Genomic DNA, 21,503 nt, shown 5'->3' on the forward strand with positions numbered 1-21,503 from the left:
CCCTCGGTTATGACCCGCAAGATACTTATCGTCGATGACGATCAAAAAACCCGAACTCTATTAAAAGCGTATCTCGAAAAAAATCAGTACGAGGTCAGACTCGCCCATAACGGTGAGTCATTTTTGTCCGAATTTCAACGCTATGTTGATGAGTTGTCGATGGTTATCCTTGATGTCATGTTGCCAGATACCGATGGTTTCGCGCTATGTAAGATTGTTCGCCAACGCTCGAATATTCCGATCATTATGCTCACCGCTAGTTCGGATGAAACTGATCGTGTGGTCGGACTGGAACTCGGTGCTGATGACTACATTGGCAAACCGTATAGCCCCCGTGAACTGTTAGCGCGTATCAAGGCAATTCATCGTCGCATGGGGTCGGAAAGCAACGGCCCACCACGCTATTATCGTTTTAATGGTTTCACCCTTGATGCACTCGAGCGCACTGTCGTAAATGCAGAATCGGAAATCGTACCACTGACAGGGCTTGATTTTCAGTTGTTGAAATACTTTGTCGAACATCCTGGCGATATTTTGGATCGCGGTATCTTGTGCGAAGAAACGCGCGGCCGTGATTCGGGCCCCTTAGATCGTTCGCTGGATGTGCAGATTAGCCGCTTGCGTCTGCGTCTCAACGATGACGCCAAACAGCCGTTTATTATCAAAACGGTGCGTGGTGCAGGTTATGTGTTTTCAGTGGATGTCAGTGTGTCCAATGCCTGATCAGCCTCGTCCACGTCCTTGGTTGCAAAGAATATTGCCTTCGTCGTTGCTTGGGCGATTGTCGATCGTCATGGTTGCGGGGGTGATGCTGACACAGTTTGTCGGTAATGCATTCTGGGCGGCGCAGATGCGCAAGGAATCGCAGATCGAAGTGACTGAATCGTCACAGCACTTAGCGCAAAGTGCTGCGTCGACGATCCGATTTTTTATGAGTCCACCGCCAAATTTCCGGCCTTTAATCATTCAGCAATTTCGTGAAATGGGTGGGACGCGTTTTTACGTTAATTTAAATAGCACACCCATTAAAATTAAAGATATTCCAGAAGAAGCGTTGACGGCGCTTGCCAAAGAAAAGTTTGGTGCTGCATTAAAAAAGGTACTACCTAACATTTCTAAAACGCAGATCAATTTCACTTGGCCTGCTGACTTGGTATTATCGGAAGATGGCGCGGGTATTGGCGATGTCCCTGATCGTTGGGTGCAGCATATTTTGGTGACTAAACCCAATCCGGCACCGATACTGGTATTGCAAATAGAGATGGAGCCTGATCACTGGCTATATCTGGCTACGCTGATGCCAAATCCCTATTTTTTAGACAGCAATGATCCCTTATCTGGTGATCGGGTTGTATTACAGGCGCTATCCTTGGCGGCGGTTTTATTGTTATCAATTTTGGTTGTGAGTTGGATCACTCGACCATTGGCGGCGCTTTCTGATGCGGCCTCGGCATTTGGTAATGGTGAGAGCGCCCCTGAGCTTCCTGAAACGGGTAGCCGTGAATTTATTAACACTGCACGCGCCTTTAGTGCCATGCGTGAACGTATTGCCCGCTACATTGAAGACCGCGAACGGTTGTTTGTCTCTATTTCACATGATTTAAGAACACCGATCATGCGCTTGAAGCTACGTGCTGAGTTATTGGACGATGATGATGTCAGAAGCGAGTTCCACGATGATCTTGATGAGCTAGATATGATGGTCAAAGGGGCGCTACAATGCGTCAAGGATAGTGATATTTATGAAAATCCAACCCAGATCCGTTTAGACCCGTTAATTGGCCGCATGGTGCGTGGAGTCGGTTTGGCTGGTCATCAGATTTTATTTCAAGAGTGTGGCCTCACTGTCTCTGCTAAACCACTTGCCCTAAAACGGGCGATTGGAAATTTGCTCAATAATGCGATTCACTACGGCAAACAAGTCGAAATCTGTGCCTTGGAATCGGATACCGCGATTGAGATACAGATTCGTGATCACGGACCAGGTGTTCCTGAGGAAGCGCTTGCACGTCTGTTTGATCCCTATGTACGGCTTGATCATGGCCGTCAGCAAAACCAGACGGGCTTAGGGCTGGGGCTGAGTATTGCGCGAGATATTGTGCATGCACATGGCGGCGAATTGCTATTGAGTAATGCTGTTGGTGGAGGCTTGCTGGCGTGTATTCTGTTACCTAAACGATCATGACATTGGTCGTCATGGGTGATGAAGGTCGTCTCAACCATCGTTGAAACGACCAGAAACAGCGCTCACACGGTATAGCCTGCGCAGTCCCCCCTCATACTAAGAAGTCTTACATAAGCGATGGGATAGATAACGCTATGTGACTATGCATAGTTGATAATCAATGGTGAATGATCAGAGAACCGTTGCTCTTTATAGATCGACGCTGAAGTTGCTTTGGCGCTGATGCCAGGTGTCGCGACATGGTAGTCGATCCGCCATCCAACATTATTTGCCCAGGCTTGTCCGCGGTTACTCCACCACGTGTAGGCTTCTGCGGTGGTATCAGGGTGCAGTCGGCGATAGACGTCGACCCAGCCTTGTTCATCAAATAAGCGGGTCAGCCACGCACGTTCTTCAGGTAAAAAGCCAGAATTTTTCTGGTTGCTTTTCCAATTTTTTAAATCGATTTCTTTGTGGGCGATGTTCCAGTCACCACAAATCACCAGTTCTCTTCCTTCAGCGATGAGATCAGCCAAATGCGGGAAAAATTCATCCATAAAACGGAATTTAGCTTCTTGTCGCTCAGGTGAAGAAGAACCCGATGGGCAGTACACGGAGATAACCGACAGATCGCCAAAATCACAACGGACATAACGACCTTCTGCGTCAAATTCTCCGCTGCCAAAGCCGATATGGACGGCATCTGGCTTTTGTTTGCTATATACGCCAGTGCCAGAATAGCCTTTCTTCTCGGCGTAATGAAAATGACCGTGGTAGCCATGGGGGTTTAAGAAATCGGCGGTCATGTCATCGACTTGTGCCTTGAGTTCCTGAACACAGACGAAGTCAGGATCTTCTTTTTCCATCCATTCAAAAAAGCCTTTTTTTGCCGCAGAGCGGATGCCATTCAGATTGGCAGAAATGATTTTTGTCATAGCAAATCCCAGAAAATCTTCTCATCAACAGAGACAAAAAAAACTGACATGAAGTGATTGTTCAGTCAGTTTCTTTTTGAATTAGGTGCTGAGTTTGTTTTTAAAATAGTGTTGAACGGAAACGCATTCGCAACGTGACCGTCAACTTAACTACAAACTTACATTAAACCTTATACCGCGCCGTACTTATCGCGATACGCAGCTACAGCCGCTTTGTATTGCGTCAATTGCGCGTCGGCACCAGCGGCGGATAGGTATTCAAATAAATCGTTCAGGTTACCAATCGATACCACAGGCATGTTGTATGCATTGCTGACTTCTTGTACTGCTGAATGGGCAGACAAGGCGTCATCTTTGCCAGAACGTTCCATCCGGTCCAACGCGATCAGTACGGCACAGGGTGTTGCACCTGCTGCGCGGATCATTTCGACGGATTCACGCACGGACGTACCTGCAGAGATCACATCGTCGATGATCACAACTTTACCCTTTAGCTCAGCACCAACGATGGTGCCGCCTTCGCCGTGGTCTTTAGCTTCTTTGCGGTTATACGCAAAAGGGACATTGCGGCCACGTGCTGCCAGCGCAACTGCGGTGGCCGATGCCAAGGTAATTCCTTTGTAGGCTGGGCCAAACAGCATGTCAAATTCAACGCCGGAATTGATCAGGGTGTCTGCATAGAATGCAGCGAGTTTGCCCAGATTCGCGCCGTCATTAAAGAGACCAGCATTAAAAAAGTAAGGTGAGTTGCGACCTGCTTTTGTCACAAAATCGCCAAAGCGGATGACGCCAGCTTTAACGGAAAACTCGATAAATTCTTGTCGTAAATTGCTCATGATGTTTTTTCTTTCACTGCGATGTCGGTCCTGCCGACATCGTTATTCAATCAGCCTGCTAATTTCTTTTTGAGTAGTTCGTTGACCTGCGCAGGATTGCCTTTGCCTTTGGTTGCTTTCATGGCTTGTCCCACCAACGAGTTAAAGGCTTTTTCTTTGCCGGCGCGGTATTCGTCAACCGATTGCTGATTTGCTGCCATGACTTCATCGATAATTTTTTCGAGCGCGCCAACGTCAGAAATTTGTTTCAGACCTTTTGACTCAATGACGTGATCTGCCAGATTGACATCGGCGGATGGCGCTTGCCACATGCCAGCAAATACTTCTTTGGCGATCTTGTTGGAGATCGTGCCGTCGGCAATACGTTGCAGCAAGACTGCTAACTGCGTAGCAGAAACAGGGATGGCGCTGATGTCGATGCCTTCGCGATTGATTGTCGATGCCACGTCACCCATCATCATGTTGGCGGCAGGTTTCGCTTGCGCAATACCAGCAGCGTTGACCACGGCTTCAAAATAGTTAGCAACGCCTTTGGATTGTGTCAGAATCGTTGCATCGTATTCTGGCAGGCCAAATTGTTCTACAAAGCGGCTACGCATTGCGCCTGGCAATTCAGGCATCGTGCTGCGTACTTTTTCTACCCATTCTGCGCTGACTTTTAATGGTGGCAAATCTGGGTCTGGGAAGTAGCGGTAATCCTGCGAATCTTCTTTACTGCGCATGGAGCGCGTTTCTTTTTTGTCGGGATCATACAGACGCGTCTCTTGTACCACGGTACCGCCATCTTCGATCAGTTCGATTTGACGACGTACTTCGTGATTGATTGCTTCTTCTAAAAAGCGGAACGAGTTCAGATTCTTGATCTCAGCGCGGGTGCCGAATTCTTTTTGGCCGACCGGACGCACGGAAACGTTGGCGTCGCAACGGAAAGAACCTTCTTGCATATTGCCGTCACAAATATCGAGCCACATGACTAACGAGTGTAAGGCTTTCGCATACGCAACCGCTTCCGCAGCACTGCGCATGACAGGTTCAGTCACGATCTCCAACAAAGGTGTGCCAGCGCGGTTAAGATCAATACCGGTCATGCCTTGATAGTCTTCGTGCAGCGATTTGCCCGCGTCTTCTTCCAGATGCGCGCGGGTCAGCTGGATGTTTTTGACTTCGGATTTGCCATCTTTTTCAACCACGCAGGCAACGTAACCACCTTGCACGACAGGGATTTCAAACTGACTGATCTGGTAGCCTTTTGGCAGATCTGGATAAAAATAGTTTTTACGCGCGAAGATCGACTCAGGTGCAATCGTTGCACCGACCGCCAGGCCGAACTGAATCGCTTTTTCTACTGCTGCTTTATTCATCACTGGCAACACGCCGGGCAAGGCCAGATCCACTGGGCTAGCTTGTGTATTTGGTTCTGCACCAAACTGAATGGATGAACCACTAAAAATCTTTGAATTGGTTCTAAGTTGGACGTGTGTCTCAAAACCGATAACTACTTCCCATTGCATAGCAGTTCCTTTTCTTTCATCTTGCTGGGACAATCTGAGATACGTCCCGGTCAATTGTATTAAATCGTATGTTGCTGTTTTCTCTGATTCAGACGAACCACTGCCGCGTTATTCTTCGTACTGGCATTTGCCATTACTGACGTCGACTTTCAGTTCGGTAAAATTCATTCTTGATCCACACAGCGCCGGACAGGTTGGCCTGAGGTGAACCGTACCACCTTCGCGTTCAACACGAATGCTGCATTGGTAGCCACGATCAAAATCGTAGCCCCGCTCATTGCGGGCAGCCACGGCATCTTTGAGGGTGATACGCCAACCTTTGTCGGTCACTTCTGCTTGTAACTGATCATCTTTATCAATACTGCATTCGTGACCATGATCACTACGGAGCAGCGAAGATTCCCACTGAAAATTGTCAATCTGGTTTCCTCGAAGTTGTATGTGTGCCTGGTCGGTATAAATCAAGCGTTCACCTTTCCCACCTTCTTGCTTAGTCTGTGTGCACTGTAAATGCAGATCGAGCGCTGGCTCTTGAGCCAGTGCCACGAAACTCGCGCTACTTAACAGCAGGGCGACCAGAAATGTGGGCAGGAAGCGGACCATTTTCATACCGGTGAGCGTTGGTGCCAATCAGTGGCTTGCTGGTATTGATGCGCGACGTTGAGTAGCCGTGCTTCATCAAAATAATTTCCGATCAATTGCAAGCCGACTGGACGTTTTCCATTCTTTTCACCTTGACCAAAACCACATGGAATCGACATCCCCGGTAAGCCTGCGAGACTAGTGGAAAGAGTAAAAATATCTGCCAGGTAGTTTGCTACTGGATCGTCAGATTGCGCACCCAGATCCCACGCAACGGTAGGAGCGACAGGGCCCATGATCACATCACATTGTTGGAAGGCAGCAGCAAAATCCTGCGCGATCAGACGGCGGATTTTTTGTGCTTGTAGGTAGTAGGCATCGTAGTAACCATGCGATAACACGTAAGCACCGACCAGAATACGGCGCTTGACTTCGTCGCCAAAACCTTCAGTACGTGACTGACGATACATGTCGTTCAGATCTTTATAATCTGCCGCACGGTGACCATACCGGACACCATCAAAGCGACTCAGATTGGACGATGCTTCTGCTGGTGCGATAACGTAGTAAACCGGAATCGACAAGGCTGTTTTTGGCAATGAAATATCAACCAATGTCGCACCGAGTTTGACGTATTCATCCAATGCCGCACGAACAGCTTGTTCGACGTCCGGTGCCAAGCCTTCGCTGAAAAATTCTTTTGGTACGCCGATACGCAAGCCTTGCAATGATTTGTTCAGATTCCGGTTAAAGTCCTCGGCTTTACGTTCAACCGAGGTAGAGTCTTTTTCATCAAAGCCGACGATGGCATTGAGTAACATGCCGCAGTCTTCGGCTGTCTGGGCAATCGGGCCGCCTTGGTCCAGTGACGAAGCAAAAGCGATCATGCCGTAGCGAGACACGCTACCGTAAGTTGGCTTGATGCCTGTTACGCCGCAAAACGCAGCGGGTTGACGGATGGAGCCGCCCGTATCAGTACCTGTCGTTGCTGGTGTCAGGCGCGCTGCAATCGCTGCTGCCGAGCCGCCGGAAGAGCCGCCTGGTACGGCTGTTTTGTCCCATGGGTTTTTAACGGGGCCGAAATAAGAATTTTCATTGGCAGAGCCCATTGCAAACTCGTCGCAATTGAGTTTTCCCAACGTTACCATCCCCGCTTGTGCGAGTTTTTCAACGACAGTTGCATCGAACGGACTGACGTAGTTTTCTAGCATGTGCGAACCGGCGGTAGAGCGCAGATGACGGGTCACAAAAATATCTTTATGCGCAATCGGAATACCAGTTAAAGCCGTGGCATTGCCACTGGCCAGTAAGGCATCTGCGGCAGCGGCTTGCTGTAAGGTGAACGCAGGATCAACGTGCAAAAATGCGTTGAGGTCGCTGGCCGCAATCCGGTCTAAGAAATGTTGTGCGAGTTCCGTCGCAGAAATCTGTTTGCTATGGAGCAGTGCAGATAATTGGGCAAGGGTTTTAGTATGCATGTTTTATTCCGGAAATCTTATTCAATGACCTTTGGTACGAGATACAGACCATCTTGTGTGGCTGGTGCGCATTGTTGGTACTCATCACGGTGATTGCTCTCAGTGACAACGTCTTCACGCAGACGCAGCGCCAGTTCTGGCAACAAAGCAGCAATAGGGTGGCTCAATGGCGCAACGCCAGTAGTGTCGACCGCTTTGAGCTGTTCAGCCAGAGAAAAAATCCCATTGAGCTTGTCGAGCGTGGAGTCCGCTTCAGAGGCGGAAATATTTAGTTTTGCCAAATTGGCAATACGCGTTACATCGTTGATGGTCAGTGACATGATTTATGGGCGCTTAAAGCGCAAAAATAGTCCAAAAGAGTGTCAAAAAAGAGTATTGGAATTGTTACAAAATAGCGCCGCTATCCGGTGAACTTCTTGTTGACGAGAGGTGTCAGTGCAACAAATGACCCGAAATGCACATCTGATGACTTAATGTCATAATTTTGTGTTAATTCCATGTAACTTTTTATAAATCCCGATACGATATTTTAGGTGTTGGTATCGAGTAAATTTAAGAAGATTATAAGGTAGAATGGCGGGTTAATGCCCTAATGGCTTACTAAATCCCTTAACTTAGCGTCATCCGTGGTTTAGCAAAGCGTCTTACACCGCACAGACAGGGTAAAAATTTCGTGGTGCAGCTAACTTCATCGTCGATGAAGGGAGCTATGTGGGAAGCTATAGAGGCAACTACATAGGAAGCTGCACGCAACAATCGTTAAATACAGGACAATACATGTTTGGTTTCTTACGCAGTTATTTCTCAAACGATCTGGCGATCGACCTTGGTACCGCTAATACATTGATTTATGTCCGTAGTCAGGGCATCGTTCTGGACGAGCCGTCGGTAGTAGCGATCCGGCAAGAAGGCGGTCCAAACGGTAAAAAGACGATTCAGGCCGTTGGTAAAGAAGCAAAACAGATGCTGGGCAAAGTGCCAGGCAATATCGAAGCGATTCGTCCAATGAAAGACGGCGTGATTGCTGACTTTACGGTTACTGAGCAAATGCTCAAGCAGTTTATCCGTATGGTGCACGACACAAAATTCTTCAAACCATCCCCACGTATCATCATTTGCGTTCCTTGCGGTTCAACCCAGGTTGAGCGTCGCGCGATTCGTGAATCTGCACTGGGTGCCGGCGCTTCTCAGGTTTACCTGATCGAAGAGCCAATGGCTGCTGCAATTGGTGCTGGCTTGCCAGTGTCTGACGCGACAGGTTCCATGGTCGTGGATATCGGTGGTGGTACAACTGAAGTTGGTATCATTTCGCTGGGCGGTATGGTGTACAAGGGCTCGGTCCGTGTTGGTGGCGACAAGTTTGATGAAGCGATCGTGAACTACATCCGTCGTAACTACGGCATGCTGATCGGCGAACAAACAGCTGAAGCGATCAAAAAAGCGATCGGTTCTGCGTTTCCAGGCTCAGAAGTGAAAGAAATGGAAGTCAAAGGACGCAACTTGTCCGAAGGTATCCCACGTTCCTTCACAATTTCCAGTAACGAAATTCTGGAAGCACTGACTGATCCACTGAACAACATCGTTTCCGCAGTGAAAAACGCGTTAGAACAAACGCCACCAGAACTGGGTGCCGATATTGCTGAAAAAGGCATGATGCTGACCGGCGGCGGTGCGTTGCTGCGCGATCTGGATCGTTTGCTGATGGAAGAAACTGGTTTGCCAGTGATTGTGGCTGAAGATCCATTGACTTGCGTGGTTCGAGGCTCCGGTATGGCGTTGGAGCGTATGGATAAACTGGGTTCTATCTTCTCTTACGAGTAATAGGGCTAGAGATCATAGTAAATTGATATTTTCAATTTTTGATCGATAGACTGATATACGACTGTTTAACTAAGCCCTATTGACGTTTGGTTTTCTGTGATGAACAACGCAGGCCACTGAATGATCTCTACTGGGATCTTTTTTGCTAGTCTGGTTATATTGAGAAGCGCGTGCTGTCAGGGGCTAAGGGCTTGTGGAATAAGGTGATTGCTGATGTCCGCTGGTCTTACTCTGATAGTCACGTAAAAATTGTTGCAGAGCCGGCCGCTAATCTGTCGGCTTTTTGCTTTTTGAACGCGCGCAGCCAGTAATGGCATTGCGATGCGGATAGGCAAACCTGTTTCTGATGATTGATATAGTATGGATTACAGTCCGCCACCCCTCTTTAAGCAAGGCGCATCCGCCCGTGCCAGAGCGATTTTTTTCACGATCCTGGCAATTTTTTTGCTGGTTGTTGACTCTCGTCTGAAATCATTGACGCTCGTCCGGCAGGTCATCGGTACCGTCCTCTATCCGGTACAAATGGTTGCCGCTATTCCGAGCCTGACTGTGGGTAACCTGTCGCATTATTTCGTTTCCATGAATGAACTGGATAAAGAGAATGCCAGCCTCAAACGTCAGCGCACTGCCAATGCCGACGTGTTACAGCAAACGGCACAGTTGCAGTCTGAAAATAATCATTTACGTCAATTACTCGATGCCCGTGAACGTCTGCCAGTGAAATCGGTGCTTGCGGAGATCATCTACGATGCGCGTGATCCCTCGACCCGCAAAGTGATTGTCGACCGTGGTATCAAGGATGGTGTTGGTTTGGGGCAGCCTGTGATTGATGATTTGGGTGTCGTTGGGCAGGTGACCCGGGTTTTTCCATTGACAGCAGAAGTGACATTACTGACGGATAAAAATCAGGCGATTCCGGTTCAGATTTTGCGTAACGGCCTGCGCAGTGTCGCTTACGGACGCGGAGAATCAGCGTATCTGGATATGCGCCTGACCTCAAATGCTGATATTCAGAGCGGCGATCAGTTAGTGACCTCGGGTATTGATGGTATTTATCCACCGGGTCTCTCGGTGGCAAAAGTAGTCCAGGTAGAAAGTAAAGCAGTCACGACCCTGGAAAATATTTTGTGTGTACCAACGGCAGGTATTGATCGCAACAAACAACTATTGATCTTACAGGTATCTACAAATAACTTACCGCGTCCTGACACAGAAGATGTCAGAGCAAAAAAAGAAAAAATTAATCGTAAAGTGACGCGTGATACCACGCCGCCGCCGAGTGACACCAAGCCAGTTGATCAGCCATCTTTAGCGCAGACGGCGAGCAAAGAAGCGGCGACGTTAGATGCAGCCAGAGGACAGGTCGGAAAAGCAGCGCCAGTAAAAGTCGATGTGCCTAAAGTGGATGCTGCCAAAGTTGAAGCGACCAAACCAGTCAATAAGGAAGCAGGAAAATGACGCAACCGCATTACATCTTGTTGCCAGTTAATTCTGTTTTTATCATATTTAGTCTGGCGCTCGCATTTTTACTTAATTTTTTACCGTGGGGCGGATTTATCGCAGTCCCTGATTTTGTGGCATTGGTCTTAGTGTTCTGGAGTATTCATCAGCCGCGTAAAGTGGGGATTGGCGTTGCGTTCACCATGGGTTTGTTGATGGATGTCCATGATGCTATCCATCTTGGTGAAAATGCGCTTGCTTATACATTGCTGACGTACTTTGCGATCACAATCCACCGACGTGTATTGTGGTTTCATCCATTGACACAGTCTTTACATGTATTCCCGTTGTTTCTTTTCGTCCAGTGTCTGCAAATTGCGGTACGCCTGATTGTTGCGCCTGATGCGCATTTTCCAGGGTTGTTGTATTTTTCTGAGAGTATCGTCACTACCGCATTATGGCCAATAGCAACGTTGATATTACTGGCGCCGCAACGACGTGCGATTAATAAAGATGATACCCGTCCGATCTAATTTGCACGCTTATTTACTGTAGTTGCTGTACGCTAACTTAATATCATGAATGAACTAAAGAACACGGAACGCGAACTCTATTTTTTCCGTCTGCGTCTGATATTTATCGGCATATTCGTGTTCGCCTGCTTTGCTGCATTGATCTCACGTTTTGTGTGGTTGCAGATCGTAAAGCATGACGACTACGTTTTACTCGCCGATGAAAACCGTATCGATATCGTCCCAGTAGTGCCGAACCGTGGCTTAATCATGGATCGGAACGGCGTGATTCTGGCCCAGAATTACTCTGCGTACACCTTAGAAATTACACCTTCTAAGATTACGGAGGATATGGATCAACTGATCGATGACCTCTCAGCCTTAGTCGACATCCAACCCAAACACCGCAAGCGTTTTCGTAAATTATTAGAAGAATCAAAAAATTTTGAAAGTCTGCCCATCCGTACTCGTCTGACTGATGATGAAGTCGCCCGCTTTACGGCACAGCGTTACCGATTTCCGGGTGTCGATATTCAGGCGCGCTTGTTCCGGCAGTATCCGCAGGGTGACAGCGCTTCGCATGTGATTGGTTATATTGGTCGTATTAGTCCTAAAGACGCCGATATCATTGACGATATGGAAGACAGTGCCAATTACAACGGTACCGATTACATCGGTAAAGAAGGTCTGGAGAAAAGTTACGAAACCGCCTTACACGGCACCACAGGGTTTGAACGTGTAGAAGTCTCTGCCAATGGTCGCGCTGTTCGTACCTTGTCACGAACGCCACCGACCCCAGGTCAAAATCTGATTTTGTCTGTGGATATTGAACTGCAGAAAGTGATTGAAGAAGCTTTTGGTGATCGTCGTGGCGCTCTCGTGGCGATTGAGCCAGAAACCGGCGATGTCCTGGCGTTTGTCTCCAAACCGACATATGACCCAAACTTGTTTGTTGAAGGTATTGATCAGCAAAGCTGGACGGAGTTAAATACGTCTGAGGACCGACCATTATTAAATCGTCCCCTATCCGGTACCTATCCACCTGGTTCTACCTATAAACCCTATATGGCATTGGCAGCGCTGGAACTAGGCAAACGTACCACTTCACAAGCCGTCGCCGATACCGGCTTTTTCATGTTTGGCGGTCATCGTTTCAATGATGATAAACCTGGTGGGCATGGCGTGGTCGATATGTTCCGCTCCATCGTTGTCTCATGCGATACCTACTATTACTTGCTAGCGAACGACCTTGGTGTGGATACGATCCACGACTTTATGAAACCATTTGGCTTTGGACAAAAGACCGGTATCGATCTGGAACATGAAAAGGTTGGTTTGTTACCATCCACTGAATGGAAGCGTACTGCCTACAAAAAAGCCGTTCAGCAAAAATGGTATGCCGGTGAAACGATCTCTCTAGGTATTGGTCAGGGCTACAACAGTTTTACCCCGCTGCAGATGGCCCACGCCATTGCAACGCTGGCCAATAACGGCGTTGTCATGAAGCCGCATCTGGTGAAGATGACCGAAGATCCGAAGACACGGCAAAAGGTACTGACTGTGCCAAAAGAGAGTTACCGTATTCCGCTCAAGCAAGAAAATATCGACTTTATTAAAAATGCCATGGTTGGTGTGACGACCGTTGCGGGCGGCACTGGCTTCGCCAAATTCCATGATGCTGAATATATCTCTGGTGGTAAAACGGGGACGGCACAAGTGATTGGGATCAAAAAAGGTGAAAAATACAATGCCAAGAATACGGCTGAGCGGCAGCGTGATAATGCCTTGTATATTGCATTTGCCCCAGCCGATAAACCGCGTATTGCGTTGGCGATGGTGGTAGAAAATGGTGGGTTTGGTGCAGAGTCAGCGGCACCGATTGCTCGTAAAGCATTGGATTATTATTTGCTTGGCAAGCGCCCATCAGACAAAGATAAAGCGCCGACCGTGAAAAGCGATGCGGCAGCAACGTCGTCGACGCAGACCGATGGAGCGACGGATCCAGCAGCGCAAGAGATAAGGGATTGATCATGCAACACTCACGCTTTAACTGGCAATCCATGCGATCGCATATTATGGTGTTTGATGCCCCATTGGCCATTTTATTGTTCCTGATTATGTCGATTGGTATCGTCACGTTGTACTCGGCTGGCATTGATTTTCCGGGGCGGGTTGAAGACCAGTTGCGTAATATTCTGGTGTCGTTTGTCATCATGTGGGTATTTGCCAATATTCCACCGCAAACCTTAATGCGATTCGCAATCCCGATTTATAGCTTTGGGGTGGCGTTGCTGTTAGCCGTGGCTGCCTTTGGGATGGTGAAGAAAGGGGCACGTCGCTGGCTCAATGTAGGTACGCCCATCCAGCCCTCCGAGATCATGAAAATTGCCACGCCGTTGATGCTGGCCTGGTATTTTCAGAAGCGTGAAGGTGCGCTACGTTTAAAAGACTTTATCGTTGCGACGGTTATTTTATTGATACCCACGGGATTAATCGCCAAACAACCGGATTTGGGAACGGCGCTGTTGGTTGTTGCAGCAGGGTTTGCGGTTATTTTTCTGGCAGGTTTGTCATGGAAAATTTTGATTTCGCTCATCACGTTTGTTGCTGTTGTGACGCCGACGGTCGTGTGGCCCTACCTGTTGCATGACTATCAACGGGACCGTGTACTCACGATGCTTGACCCGACCCGTGATCCATTGGGTAAAGGATTTCACATTATTCAGTCGACAATTGCTGTGGGTTCCGGTGGCTTACATGGCAAAGGTTGGTTGAAGGGAACGCAGGCGCATCTGGAGTTTATTCCCGAACGGACTACCGATTTTATTTTTGCTGTCTTTTCTGAAGAATTTGGTTTTATTGGTAATCTGGTATTGGTTAGTTTGTATTTTTTATTGATACTACGTTGCTTGATGATCGCTGCTAATGCCCCGACGCTATTTGCGCGTTTGATGGCTGGTTCAGTGACCATGATATTCTTTACCTATGCGTTCGTGAATATGGGTATGGTGAGCGGTATTTTGCCAGTTGTTGGTGTTCCTTTACCGTTTCTCAGCTACGGTGGGACCGCGTTGGTCACCTTAGGTATGGCCGCGGGTATCATGATGAGCGTACAACGTAATCGTAAGTTGGTGCAGACATGAAAAGACCTTTTTCAAAAAAGCAATTACAGCGGTGTTATTTGGTGGCAGCACCAGCACTCTTTTTAGTCGCGTGTGGTACAGCGCCGAAGCAGCCAATGATCATCGCTGATACGGCCAGGCCAGTCGCTACTACCGGCTCGTCCAGTCAGACGCCGGTATTGCCCAAAGCAGGATCTGGCAAAGGTGGCTACTACAAAGATGACGGCCCAGGTGATAGTCCACCTCAAGGCTTAGAATCCACGGTGGATCCCATACCTGTTCTCGAAGACTTTTCGCGTTCAGCAAACAAACCTTATGTTGTTTTTGGGAAAACTTATTCGCCACTGGTCGACAACTCCACGCCATTCATTCAACGCGGTATCGGCAGCTGGTACGGTAAAAAATTTCATGGGCAAAGAACATCTTCCGGTGAACTGTACGATATGTACAAAATTACAGCTGCCCATCCCACCTTGCCGATTCCTTCCTATGCCAGAGTGACCAATTTATCTAACGGTAAACAAATTATTGTCCGTATCAATGATCGTGGTCCATTTCATTCAAACCGGATAATAGATTTATCCTACACCGGCGCATTAAAACTGGATTTGTTAGGTAAGGGTAGTATGCAGATTGAGGTAGAGCGATTATTACCTGTCGATATTGCACGCATGGCCGAGAATCGTAAAAATCAAGCTGGTACAAACGTAGCGATAGCGGCACGCGATGCTTCTCATAACCAGCCTGTTTCACAGGTGCCCGCGCCACAAGTGGTACAAACTAGCGCGACAGTCGCTAAATCTACATCGTCACTCGGTGACACGATTAGTATCGATGATTTGATTGCCTCGCAGCAGGGAAAACAAGTAGGACTTGCTGATAAGCAGGAAAAAACCACCGTCGCACTACCTGAGAGTACGGCTGATAAGCCTTCAATAACGGCTGCCCAACCAGTTGCGCAGCCGACAGCGAGTAGCGCCTATTACTTACAATTCGGGGCGTATGCGATTCGTTCTAATGCTGAGTCCATCCTCAATCACCTGAAAAGCCATGCTGAAAATCGCTTGCCTGGTTTTGATATTGTCCAGCAAGGTAGTTTGTACCGTTTGGTCAGTGGTCCATTCCAGAGTCGTTCTGAGGCAATGACAGCGCTGGCGCAAGCAGGCGACTTAGGCGTTGGACGGCCGCTTGTGGTACAGCGCTGAGACTAACGCCGTAAAGTACGGAAGCAGGGAGTTTCACCCTGCTTTTCATTTCATTCCTCTACTTCGCCTTGCTTCATTTCTAACGCTAGTTGGTACAGCGCATTTTTTTTCAGACCCGTCAGTTGTGCGGCCAGATTGGCTGCCTGCTTAACGGAGCATTCTTCCAATAAAATTGTTAATACTCGTCGCGCTTCGAGATCGTTGTCTCCCTCCGCTTGCTGGCTTGCATCAAGTAAAATGACGTACTCGCCTTTTTCGCGATGCGCATCGGCCGCGAGCCACGCGGGTGCTGCGCTGAGTGGGCAGCGGTGGATTTCTTCAAATAACTTACTCACTTCACGTGCAAGCACGACTTGGTGATCACCACCAAAGACCTCCAACATGGCGTTGATTGTTTCAGTGATGCGATGCGGTGCTTCATAAAAAATCAGGCTCGCAGGGATATGTAGCAGACTGCGCAGGGTGGTTTCGCGCTGTCCTGCCTTCGCTGGTAAAAAACCTACAAAATAAAAACGGTCCGCCAGTAATCCACTCGCAGACAAAGCGCTGATGGCTGCCGAAGCGCCAGGTAATGGTGTCACTGGGACGCCTGCAAGCTTCAACACATCAACGATTTTTGCGCCTGGATCGGAGACACCGGGTGTCCCGGCATCGGAAACTAAGGCAATCCGTTCACCTGCTTGTAACCGTTGCAGAATTTTTTCAGCGACTTCGCGCTCATTGTGCTGATGTGCCGCGATTAAGGGTTTCTGAATGCCATACCGCCCCAAAAGTTGCGCAGTGTTACGGGTATCTTCACAGGCAATTGCGTCGACCAATGAAAGCAAGTGTAAAGCACGTAAGGAAATATCAGCGATGTTCCCGATCGGTGTGGCGACTACATATAATGTGCCGGCTGGATAACTTTGCCGTACCACTGCATCGATAACAGTCGGGCTCATAGTCAGACTTGTCGTCAGTGTCGATTCGGTGTTGCTCATACCCAGCCATTCAAAATAATCAAAACCAGATTGTACGACAATGAGACGTCAAACCGTTCAAGAATGTACCCTAGAAGACAAGAGAACCGATCGCCGTCGCCAGGGCGACGAGGGCGAACTACAGGCAATGCGTTACCTCGAACAAGCCGGACTGCGCCTTGTTCAAAGGAATTTTTTATGCAAGGGCGGTGAGATTGATCTCATCATGCGCGACAAAAAGACGCTGGTGTTTGTCGAAGTACGGGTCCGTAACTCAATGCGCTTTGGCGGTGCGATTGCCAGTATTACACCGGCAAAACTTCGGAAAATGCGACATGCTGCGCAATTGTATTTAATGCAACTCAAATCACTACCTGCATGTCGATTTGACGTAATCGCTATCGAAGCGGGTACAATTCACTGGTTACAAAACATTATTGTTGCCTAGCCACTATCGTATAATCTGACTCACTATGACAAACCAACGCATCCTGGCGCACTTCAATGAAAGTGCCGAATTAAAAAGAAAAGCTGCCGAAGAACTGGCTGCTCCCATTTCTGCTGCTGTGGAACTTATGTTTCAAGCACTGTCTAATGGTAACAAGATTCTCGCTTGTGGGAATGGTGGGTCAGCAGCTGATTGTCAGCATTTTGCAGCTGAACTGGTCGGTCGTTTCGAACGGGAACGTTTGCCACTGCCTGCGATGGCATTAACCACTGATAGCTCGATTATGACGGCGATTGCCAACGATTATAGCTACCAGGAAGTATTCTCTAAGCAAGTTCAGGCATTTGGACAGGCTGGTGACATTTTGCTGGCGATTTCGACCTCGGGTAACTCCACCGGTGTCATCAACGCCATTAATGCTGCGCTCGAGCGAGATATGCGGGTCGTTGCCCTCACTGGTAAAGGCGGCGGTGCGATGAAGAATTTATTAGGTGACTTGGATGTCAACATTTGCGTTCCGCACGATAAAACGGCGCGGATTCAGGAAGTGCATTTGTTAGCGATTCATTGTATCTGTGACGGTATTGATAACGCACTCTTTGGAGAGGATGCTGATGATTAAACAAAGCCTGAGCCGGGTTTCACGGTCTTTGCTGGTGGTGGGTGTATGCGCTGCCGCCGTGATGAGTTTGCAGGGATGCGTTGAGCTGCTTGTTGGTAGCGCGGTGGTCGGTACCTTTGCCACCGCTGATCGTCGCACTTTTGGTGCGCAGACCGAAGACAAGTCGATTGTTGTCAAAGGTGAGTTAACACTCTCTAAAGTCCTGAGTGATAACACGCATGTCAACGTCAATTCCTTTAATCGTCATGTGTTACTGACAGGTGAAGTACCTGATCAGCAGACAAAAGACAAAGCAGAAAACGAACTCAAGGCAGTCGAAGGGGTCGTCTCAGTGATCAATGAAATCCAGATCGCCGGTACATCCAATTTGACCGCACGCTCTAACGATGCACTGATCACCACCAAAGTGAAAGCATCTTTTGTTGATACTAAAGATTTATACGCAAATTCCTATAAGGTCGTCACGGAAGCTAGCGTGGTTTATCTGATGGGACGCGTCACGCAGCGTGAAGGTGAGCGTGCAGCTGATGTCGCCAGTAGCGTCAGTGGCGTGCGTAAAGTCGTCAAGGTGTTTGAATATATGACGGAAGAAGAATTAAAAGCGTTGCTGGTACAACCAGCAAAGTCAGAAAAAAGTGCTGAAGCGAAATAAATAAAACCATAACCGATGATTTTTCATCGGTTTTCTTTTTGTCCGGAGAATAAAGATGACGTTGATCATAGTGTTAGCTGTTGTTGTTCTGATTGGATTTTGGGTCGTCGGTGCCTATAACCGCCTGGTTAGTCTGCGTAACCGATTTAAAAATTCGTTTGCACAAATCGATGTGCAATTAAAACGTCGTTATGACCTCATTCCGAATCTGGTTGAAGTTGCCAAGGGCTACATGAAGCATGAGCGTGAAACGCTCGAAGCGGTCATTGCCGCCCGTAATCAGGCGGTGTCAGCGAGCAGCAAAGCCGGCCTTGATCCAGCCGATGCGGCGTCTGTCCAGCAGCTCTCTGCCGCAGAGGGCACATTGACCGCCTCATTAGGAAAAATGTTTGCGCTGTCTGAATCGTATCCAGACCTGAAAGCCAATGAGAACATGATTCAACTCACCGAAGAGTTGACCAGTACAGAAAACAAAATCGCCTTTGCCCGTCAGGCTTACAACGATAGCGTGATGCAATACAACACGAGTATCGAGCAATTTCCAGGCTCCCTGATTGCGAATAATTTTGGTTTCAAAGCAGCAGAATTGTTGCAGGCCACCGAATCAGAGCAAGAACGTAAAGCCGTCAAAGTGGCGTTCTAAGTTCTGTCGCAGAGCCGACCACGATGATGGACTTTTTTGAGCAGCAAGATCACGCCCACCGACAAAGCCGGAAGTTGCTGTTCTTGTTTTTTCTGGCGGTTATCGCGATTCTGATTGCAGTCAACGTCAGTCTGGCGTTGATCTGGAAATGGGCGTTCGCACTACGTACACAGGGACACCCGGGCTATCCGACTGGATTTTTCTTTGTCAATACTGCCGTCACCTTGTTATTTATCGGTGGCGGTACCTTATTCGAAACATTCCGTCTTCGCGATGGTGGCGATGCGGTAGCACAGATGGCGGGGGGGCGATTGGTCATGCCTTCTTCGACCGATGTCAAAGAACGCCGCTTATTAAACATCGTTGAAGAAATGGCGCTAGCGTCAGGCATCGCCTGTCCCCGAGTTTATGTATTAGATCGAGAAGACGCGATCAATGCGTTTGCTGCTGGATATCACCAAAATGAAGCGGTTGTTGCCGTGACGCAGGGAAGTCTGACACGCTTAACCAGAGATGAGCTTCAAGGGGTGATCGGGCACGAGTTCAGCCACATCCTTAACGGCGATATGCGCATGAACATCAAGCTCATCGGTATCCTGTTTGGGATTCAAATGATTGCTGGTTTTGGTCAGGAGCTAATGTACTGGGGGTCGCGTTTTGGTAGTTCCCGTGACCGCAATGAAAAAGGACCACCGATCCAGTTAGTGCTATTGGCAGTGGGTGCTGCTTTATTTGTGATCGGTTATGTCGGCATTTTTTTTGGCCGTTTAATTAAATCAGCGGTGTCCAGACAACGTGAATTTCTCGCTGATGCCAGTGCTGTTCAATTTACCCGTAATCCAGAAACCATTGGTGGTGCTTTACGTAAAATCGGTGGACTGACCATGTTGAATCAATGCGGCTCCCGTATTACGAATCCGCGTGCTGAACAAATGTCGCATATGTTTTTAGGTGCTGCTAGAGCGAATTTAATGGATGGATTATTTGCGACTCATCCGCCACTCAAAGAGCGTCTGCAACGCGTCTATGGACGTAACGTTGAGTTTTTAGATGCCAGTGAGATTATTGATCCGCCAGAGCAGACCGCAGAGCCGGAAGGGATGCTGGGCTTTGGTGCTGGTCACGTCAACACTCATTCGCAGACATCTGGCGCGCAGACAAACGCTAGTCTGAACGCCGGATTTGGTCAGCATGGCGGTCTTTCTTTTCAGGTGACGCCGGTTGCAGCGGTGAATCCAGTTACGACGGCAGTTCTTAAAGCACGTGGTATCGATCCTGCTATTCTGCGCGCCGCACGTGATCCACGCTTTGCAGATGCACTGGTCTTTGCCTTACTATGCGATCCGACACAAGAGCAGGATTATCAGACACAGCTGGCGCTAATCGCCCGAATCAGCCGCGAAAAAGCCGCGCAAACAGACCAACTCGTGCACCATCTCGATACCATGCAAGCGAGTCCGCGCTTGCCGGTCCTTGATCTGGCCATGCCAGCACTAAAGCAATTATCGACCGAATCCAGAGCAGACTTGCTGTCACTCTGCGCCAAACTCATCGCTGCAGATCAACGCATGAGCCAGTCCGAGTTTGTATTGCAGACGGTGCTTGAGCGTCGTCTCGGACCACAATCAGGGCGTCTGGTGAAGGTTCGGTATAACGATCTGACTGCGTTAAAGTCGGAAGTGGTTCAGATTTTGTCTTTGGTTGCTAGTAGTCACTCGGATGATCAGGTAGCCACCGTCGCATTGATGCGAGCAGCCTTGCTATTGCCTGACTTAGGTTTGCATGAAGGGGATTTGCTCGCCTCATCTGATGTTGATTTTTTTGTTGTCCGGCAGGCGTTGGAAAAATTAAATCAACTGGCGCCATTGGTGAAACCATTTCTGATCAAGGCCGTTATGGCCGCTGCTTCTGTTGCACCAAGTACGCTTGGTGCAGTGCAAGATACTGCCATGGCAGCGTCCATGATTGATCTGGTGCGAGCGATTTGCGCAGCGATCGATGCTCCGGTACCGGAAGTGAATGCCTTAGCAAGCCCTTACTGAGCCTGTTTTATCCGTTGTTTGCGGATGTTAAAAAGCCCTTCGTTCCATGTCGGAAGAAGGGCTGATTTATTTGCAAAGTGCTGGTCGCAGCGCGCGATCAGGATCTGCCGATGATCGATGCCGTTGCCATCAGTTCATCGATCAGCGCGAGCAGCATTTTGCCTGGCATATCATGTGGATTCAGTATCGGTAATGGTGAATACTTGAGCAGCATCGAAGGATTAAGCTTACTCATGTTCACCTGACCCATGGTCCAGCCGCCGTAACGGCGTTCGGTGATCTCTTCGTAGTCCAGCAAAATCACGTCGTTATGACGGGTGTCTTTGAGGATGTGGCTGTACAGTTGATTGACTGCGTCACGCCCGCCTTCCAATACCTGCATAAAAACGGTATCTGTATGGCATAACACACCAGTAATACCATTTTGAGGATTGTGCGAACGCGAGGTTTGCATGATCGATTGCACGGTATCGCAAATATTCGTATCGATAGCACGGCTAGCATACAACAAACGAACTAACATAGGATTCC

At 48.5% G+C, this 21,503-nt stretch carries 21 protein-coding genes; 13 read left to right on the plus strand and 8 right to left on the minus strand.

What is annotated here, in order from left to right; translation table 11 throughout:
* The first annotated feature begins 9 nt into the window (after nt 1–9).
* Both ACO0KV_RS06645 and ACO0KV_RS06650 read left to right on the plus strand, forming a co-directional pair.
* Nucleotides 10–723 carry a response regulator gene (locus tag ACO0KV_RS06645; protein WP_423041143.1) on the plus strand — a complete coding sequence of 238 codons (714 nt, stop codon included), beginning with the start codon at nt 10–12 and terminating at the stop codon, nt 721–723.
* Complete coding sequence (locus tag ACO0KV_RS06650; RefSeq protein ID WP_423041145.1) at nt 716–2,185, plus strand: sensor histidine kinase; 1,470 nt, start codon at nt 716–718, stop codon at nt 2,183–2,185. The genes ACO0KV_RS06645 and ACO0KV_RS06650 overlap by 8 nt, the downstream gene beginning before the upstream one ends.
* 140 nt (nt 2,186–2,325) lie before the next feature.
* On the opposite strand, the gene ACO0KV_RS06655 is transcribed toward ACO0KV_RS06650, so the two are convergent.
* The 6 genes from ACO0KV_RS06655 to gatC form a co-directional block, all read right to left on the minus strand.
* Nucleotides 2,326–3,099, minus strand: coding sequence for an exodeoxyribonuclease III (locus tag ACO0KV_RS06655; protein WP_423041147.1), 774 nt, complete (start codon nt 3,097–3,099; stop codon nt 2,326–2,328).
* A gap of 170 nt (nt 3,100–3,269) precedes the next feature.
* A complete protein-coding gene (gene pyrE, locus ACO0KV_RS06660) occupies nt 3,270–3,935 on the minus strand; it encodes an orotate phosphoribosyltransferase (RefSeq protein ID WP_423041149.1) in 666 nt (221 codons plus the stop codon).
* Nucleotides 3,936–3,985: 50 nt separating this feature from the next.
* Nucleotides 3,986–5,446, minus strand: a complete 1,461-nt coding sequence (gene gatB, locus ACO0KV_RS06665) for an Asp-tRNA(Asn)/Glu-tRNA(Gln) amidotransferase subunit GatB (RefSeq protein WP_423041151.1) — start codon at nt 5,444–5,446, stop codon at nt 3,986–3,988.
* 108 nt (nt 5,447–5,554) lie between these two features.
* The gene (locus ACO0KV_RS06670) at nt 5,555–6,055 is read right to left on the minus strand and encodes a hypothetical protein (RefSeq protein ID WP_423041153.1); all 501 of its coding nucleotides are present in this window, start codon (nt 6,053–6,055) and stop codon (nt 5,555–5,557) included.
* Nucleotides 6,052–7,506, minus strand: a complete 1,455-nt coding sequence (gene gatA / locus ACO0KV_RS06675) for an Asp-tRNA(Asn)/Glu-tRNA(Gln) amidotransferase subunit GatA (protein ID WP_423041155.1) — start codon at nt 7,504–7,506, stop codon at nt 6,052–6,054. The genes ACO0KV_RS06670 and gatA overlap by 4 nt, the downstream gene beginning before the upstream one ends.
* Before the next feature lie 17 nt (nt 7,507–7,523).
* Nucleotides 7,524–7,826: an Asp-tRNA(Asn)/Glu-tRNA(Gln) amidotransferase subunit GatC gene (gatC, locus tag ACO0KV_RS06680; protein ID WP_423041157.1), complete on the minus strand. Its 303-nt coding sequence runs from the start codon at nt 7,824–7,826 to the stop codon at nt 7,524–7,526.
* 457 nt (nt 7,827–8,283) lie between these two features.
* Between gatC and ACO0KV_RS06685 the strand changes: the two genes are divergently transcribed.
* The 6 genes from ACO0KV_RS06685 to ACO0KV_RS06710 all read left to right on the plus strand — a co-directional run bounded on the left by ACO0KV_RS06685 (nt 8,284) and on the right by ACO0KV_RS06710 (nt 15,606).
* Entirely contained in the window at nt 8,284–9,327 is a 1,044-nt protein-coding gene (locus ACO0KV_RS06685) for a rod shape-determining protein (protein ID WP_176801730.1), read from the plus strand.
* 360 nt (nt 9,328–9,687) lie between these two features.
* Nucleotides 9,688–10,785 (plus strand): rod shape-determining protein MreC, encoded by a 1,098-nt coding sequence (gene mreC / locus ACO0KV_RS06690; protein ID WP_423041159.1) that lies wholly within the window; start codon nt 9,688–9,690, stop codon nt 10,783–10,785.
* Complete coding sequence (mreD, locus tag ACO0KV_RS06695; RefSeq protein WP_423041161.1) at nt 10,782–11,300, plus strand: rod shape-determining protein MreD; 519 nt, start codon at nt 10,782–10,784, stop codon at nt 11,298–11,300. The genes mreC and mreD overlap by 4 nt, the downstream gene beginning before the upstream one ends.
* Nucleotides 11,301–11,345: 45 nt before the next feature.
* A complete protein-coding gene (mrdA, locus tag ACO0KV_RS06700; RefSeq protein ID WP_423041163.1) occupies nt 11,346–13,307 on the plus strand; it encodes a penicillin-binding protein 2 in 1,962 nt (653 codons plus the stop codon).
* A gap of 2 nt (nt 13,308–13,309) precedes the next feature.
* A complete protein-coding gene (gene rodA, locus ACO0KV_RS06705; RefSeq protein ID WP_423041165.1) occupies nt 13,310–14,422 on the plus strand; it encodes a rod shape-determining protein RodA in 1,113 nt (370 codons plus the stop codon).
* Entirely contained in the window at nt 14,419–15,606 is a 1,188-nt protein-coding gene (locus tag ACO0KV_RS06710; protein ID WP_423041167.1) for a septal ring lytic transglycosylase RlpA family protein, read from the plus strand. The genes rodA and ACO0KV_RS06710 overlap by 4 nt, the downstream gene beginning before the upstream one ends.
* A 50-nt stretch (nt 15,607–15,656) precedes the next feature.
* On the opposite strand, the gene rsmI is transcribed toward ACO0KV_RS06710, so the two are convergent.
* Entirely contained in the window at nt 15,657–16,586 is a 930-nt protein-coding gene (gene rsmI / locus ACO0KV_RS06715; protein ID WP_423041169.1) for a 16S rRNA (cytidine(1402)-2'-O)-methyltransferase, read from the minus strand.
* Nucleotides 16,587–16,626: 40 nt separating this feature from the next.
* Here rsmI and ACO0KV_RS06720 point away from each other — a divergent pair, with 40 nt between their 5' ends.
* From ACO0KV_RS06720 to ACO0KV_RS06740, 5 genes are read left to right on the plus strand one after another with little or no spacing between them, the layout of a single operon-like run.
* Nucleotides 16,627–17,013 (plus strand): YraN family protein, encoded by a 387-nt coding sequence (locus ACO0KV_RS06720; protein ID WP_423041171.1) that lies wholly within the window; start codon nt 16,627–16,629, stop codon nt 17,011–17,013.
* Between the two features lie 25 nt (nt 17,014–17,038).
* Nucleotides 17,039–17,635, plus strand: coding sequence for a phosphoheptose isomerase (locus ACO0KV_RS06725; RefSeq protein WP_423041173.1), 597 nt, complete (start codon nt 17,039–17,041; stop codon nt 17,633–17,635).
* Nucleotides 17,628–18,287: a BON domain-containing protein gene (locus ACO0KV_RS06730; protein ID WP_423041175.1), complete on the plus strand. Its 660-nt coding sequence runs from the start codon at nt 17,628–17,630 to the stop codon at nt 18,285–18,287. The genes ACO0KV_RS06725 and ACO0KV_RS06730 overlap by 8 nt, the downstream gene beginning before the upstream one ends.
* 55 nt (nt 18,288–18,342) lie before the next feature.
* The gene (locus ACO0KV_RS06735; RefSeq protein ID WP_423041177.1) at nt 18,343–18,930 is read left to right on the plus strand and encodes a LemA family protein; all 588 of its coding nucleotides are present in this window, start codon (nt 18,343–18,345) and stop codon (nt 18,928–18,930) included.
* A gap of 23 nt (nt 18,931–18,953) precedes the next feature.
* On the plus strand, nt 18,954–20,972 hold the full coding sequence (locus ACO0KV_RS06740; protein ID WP_423041179.1) for a M48 family metallopeptidase: 2,019 nt from the start codon (nt 18,954–18,956) through the stop codon (nt 20,970–20,972).
* Nucleotides 20,973–21,069: 97 nt separating this feature from the next.
* Here the strand turns inward: ACO0KV_RS06740 and ACO0KV_RS06745 are convergent, their stop codons facing one another.
* Nucleotides 21,070–21,495 (minus strand): BLUF domain-containing protein, encoded by a 426-nt coding sequence (locus tag ACO0KV_RS06745; protein ID WP_423041181.1) that lies wholly within the window; start codon nt 21,493–21,495, stop codon nt 21,070–21,072.
* Nucleotides 21,496–21,503: the final 8 nt, after the last annotated feature.

Origin of the sequence: Undibacterium sp. RuRC25W (assembly GCF_049339825.1) — a bacterium.
In the GTDB taxonomy this organism is placed as follows: domain Bacteria; phylum Pseudomonadota; class Gammaproteobacteria; order Burkholderiales; family Burkholderiaceae_D; genus Undibacterium.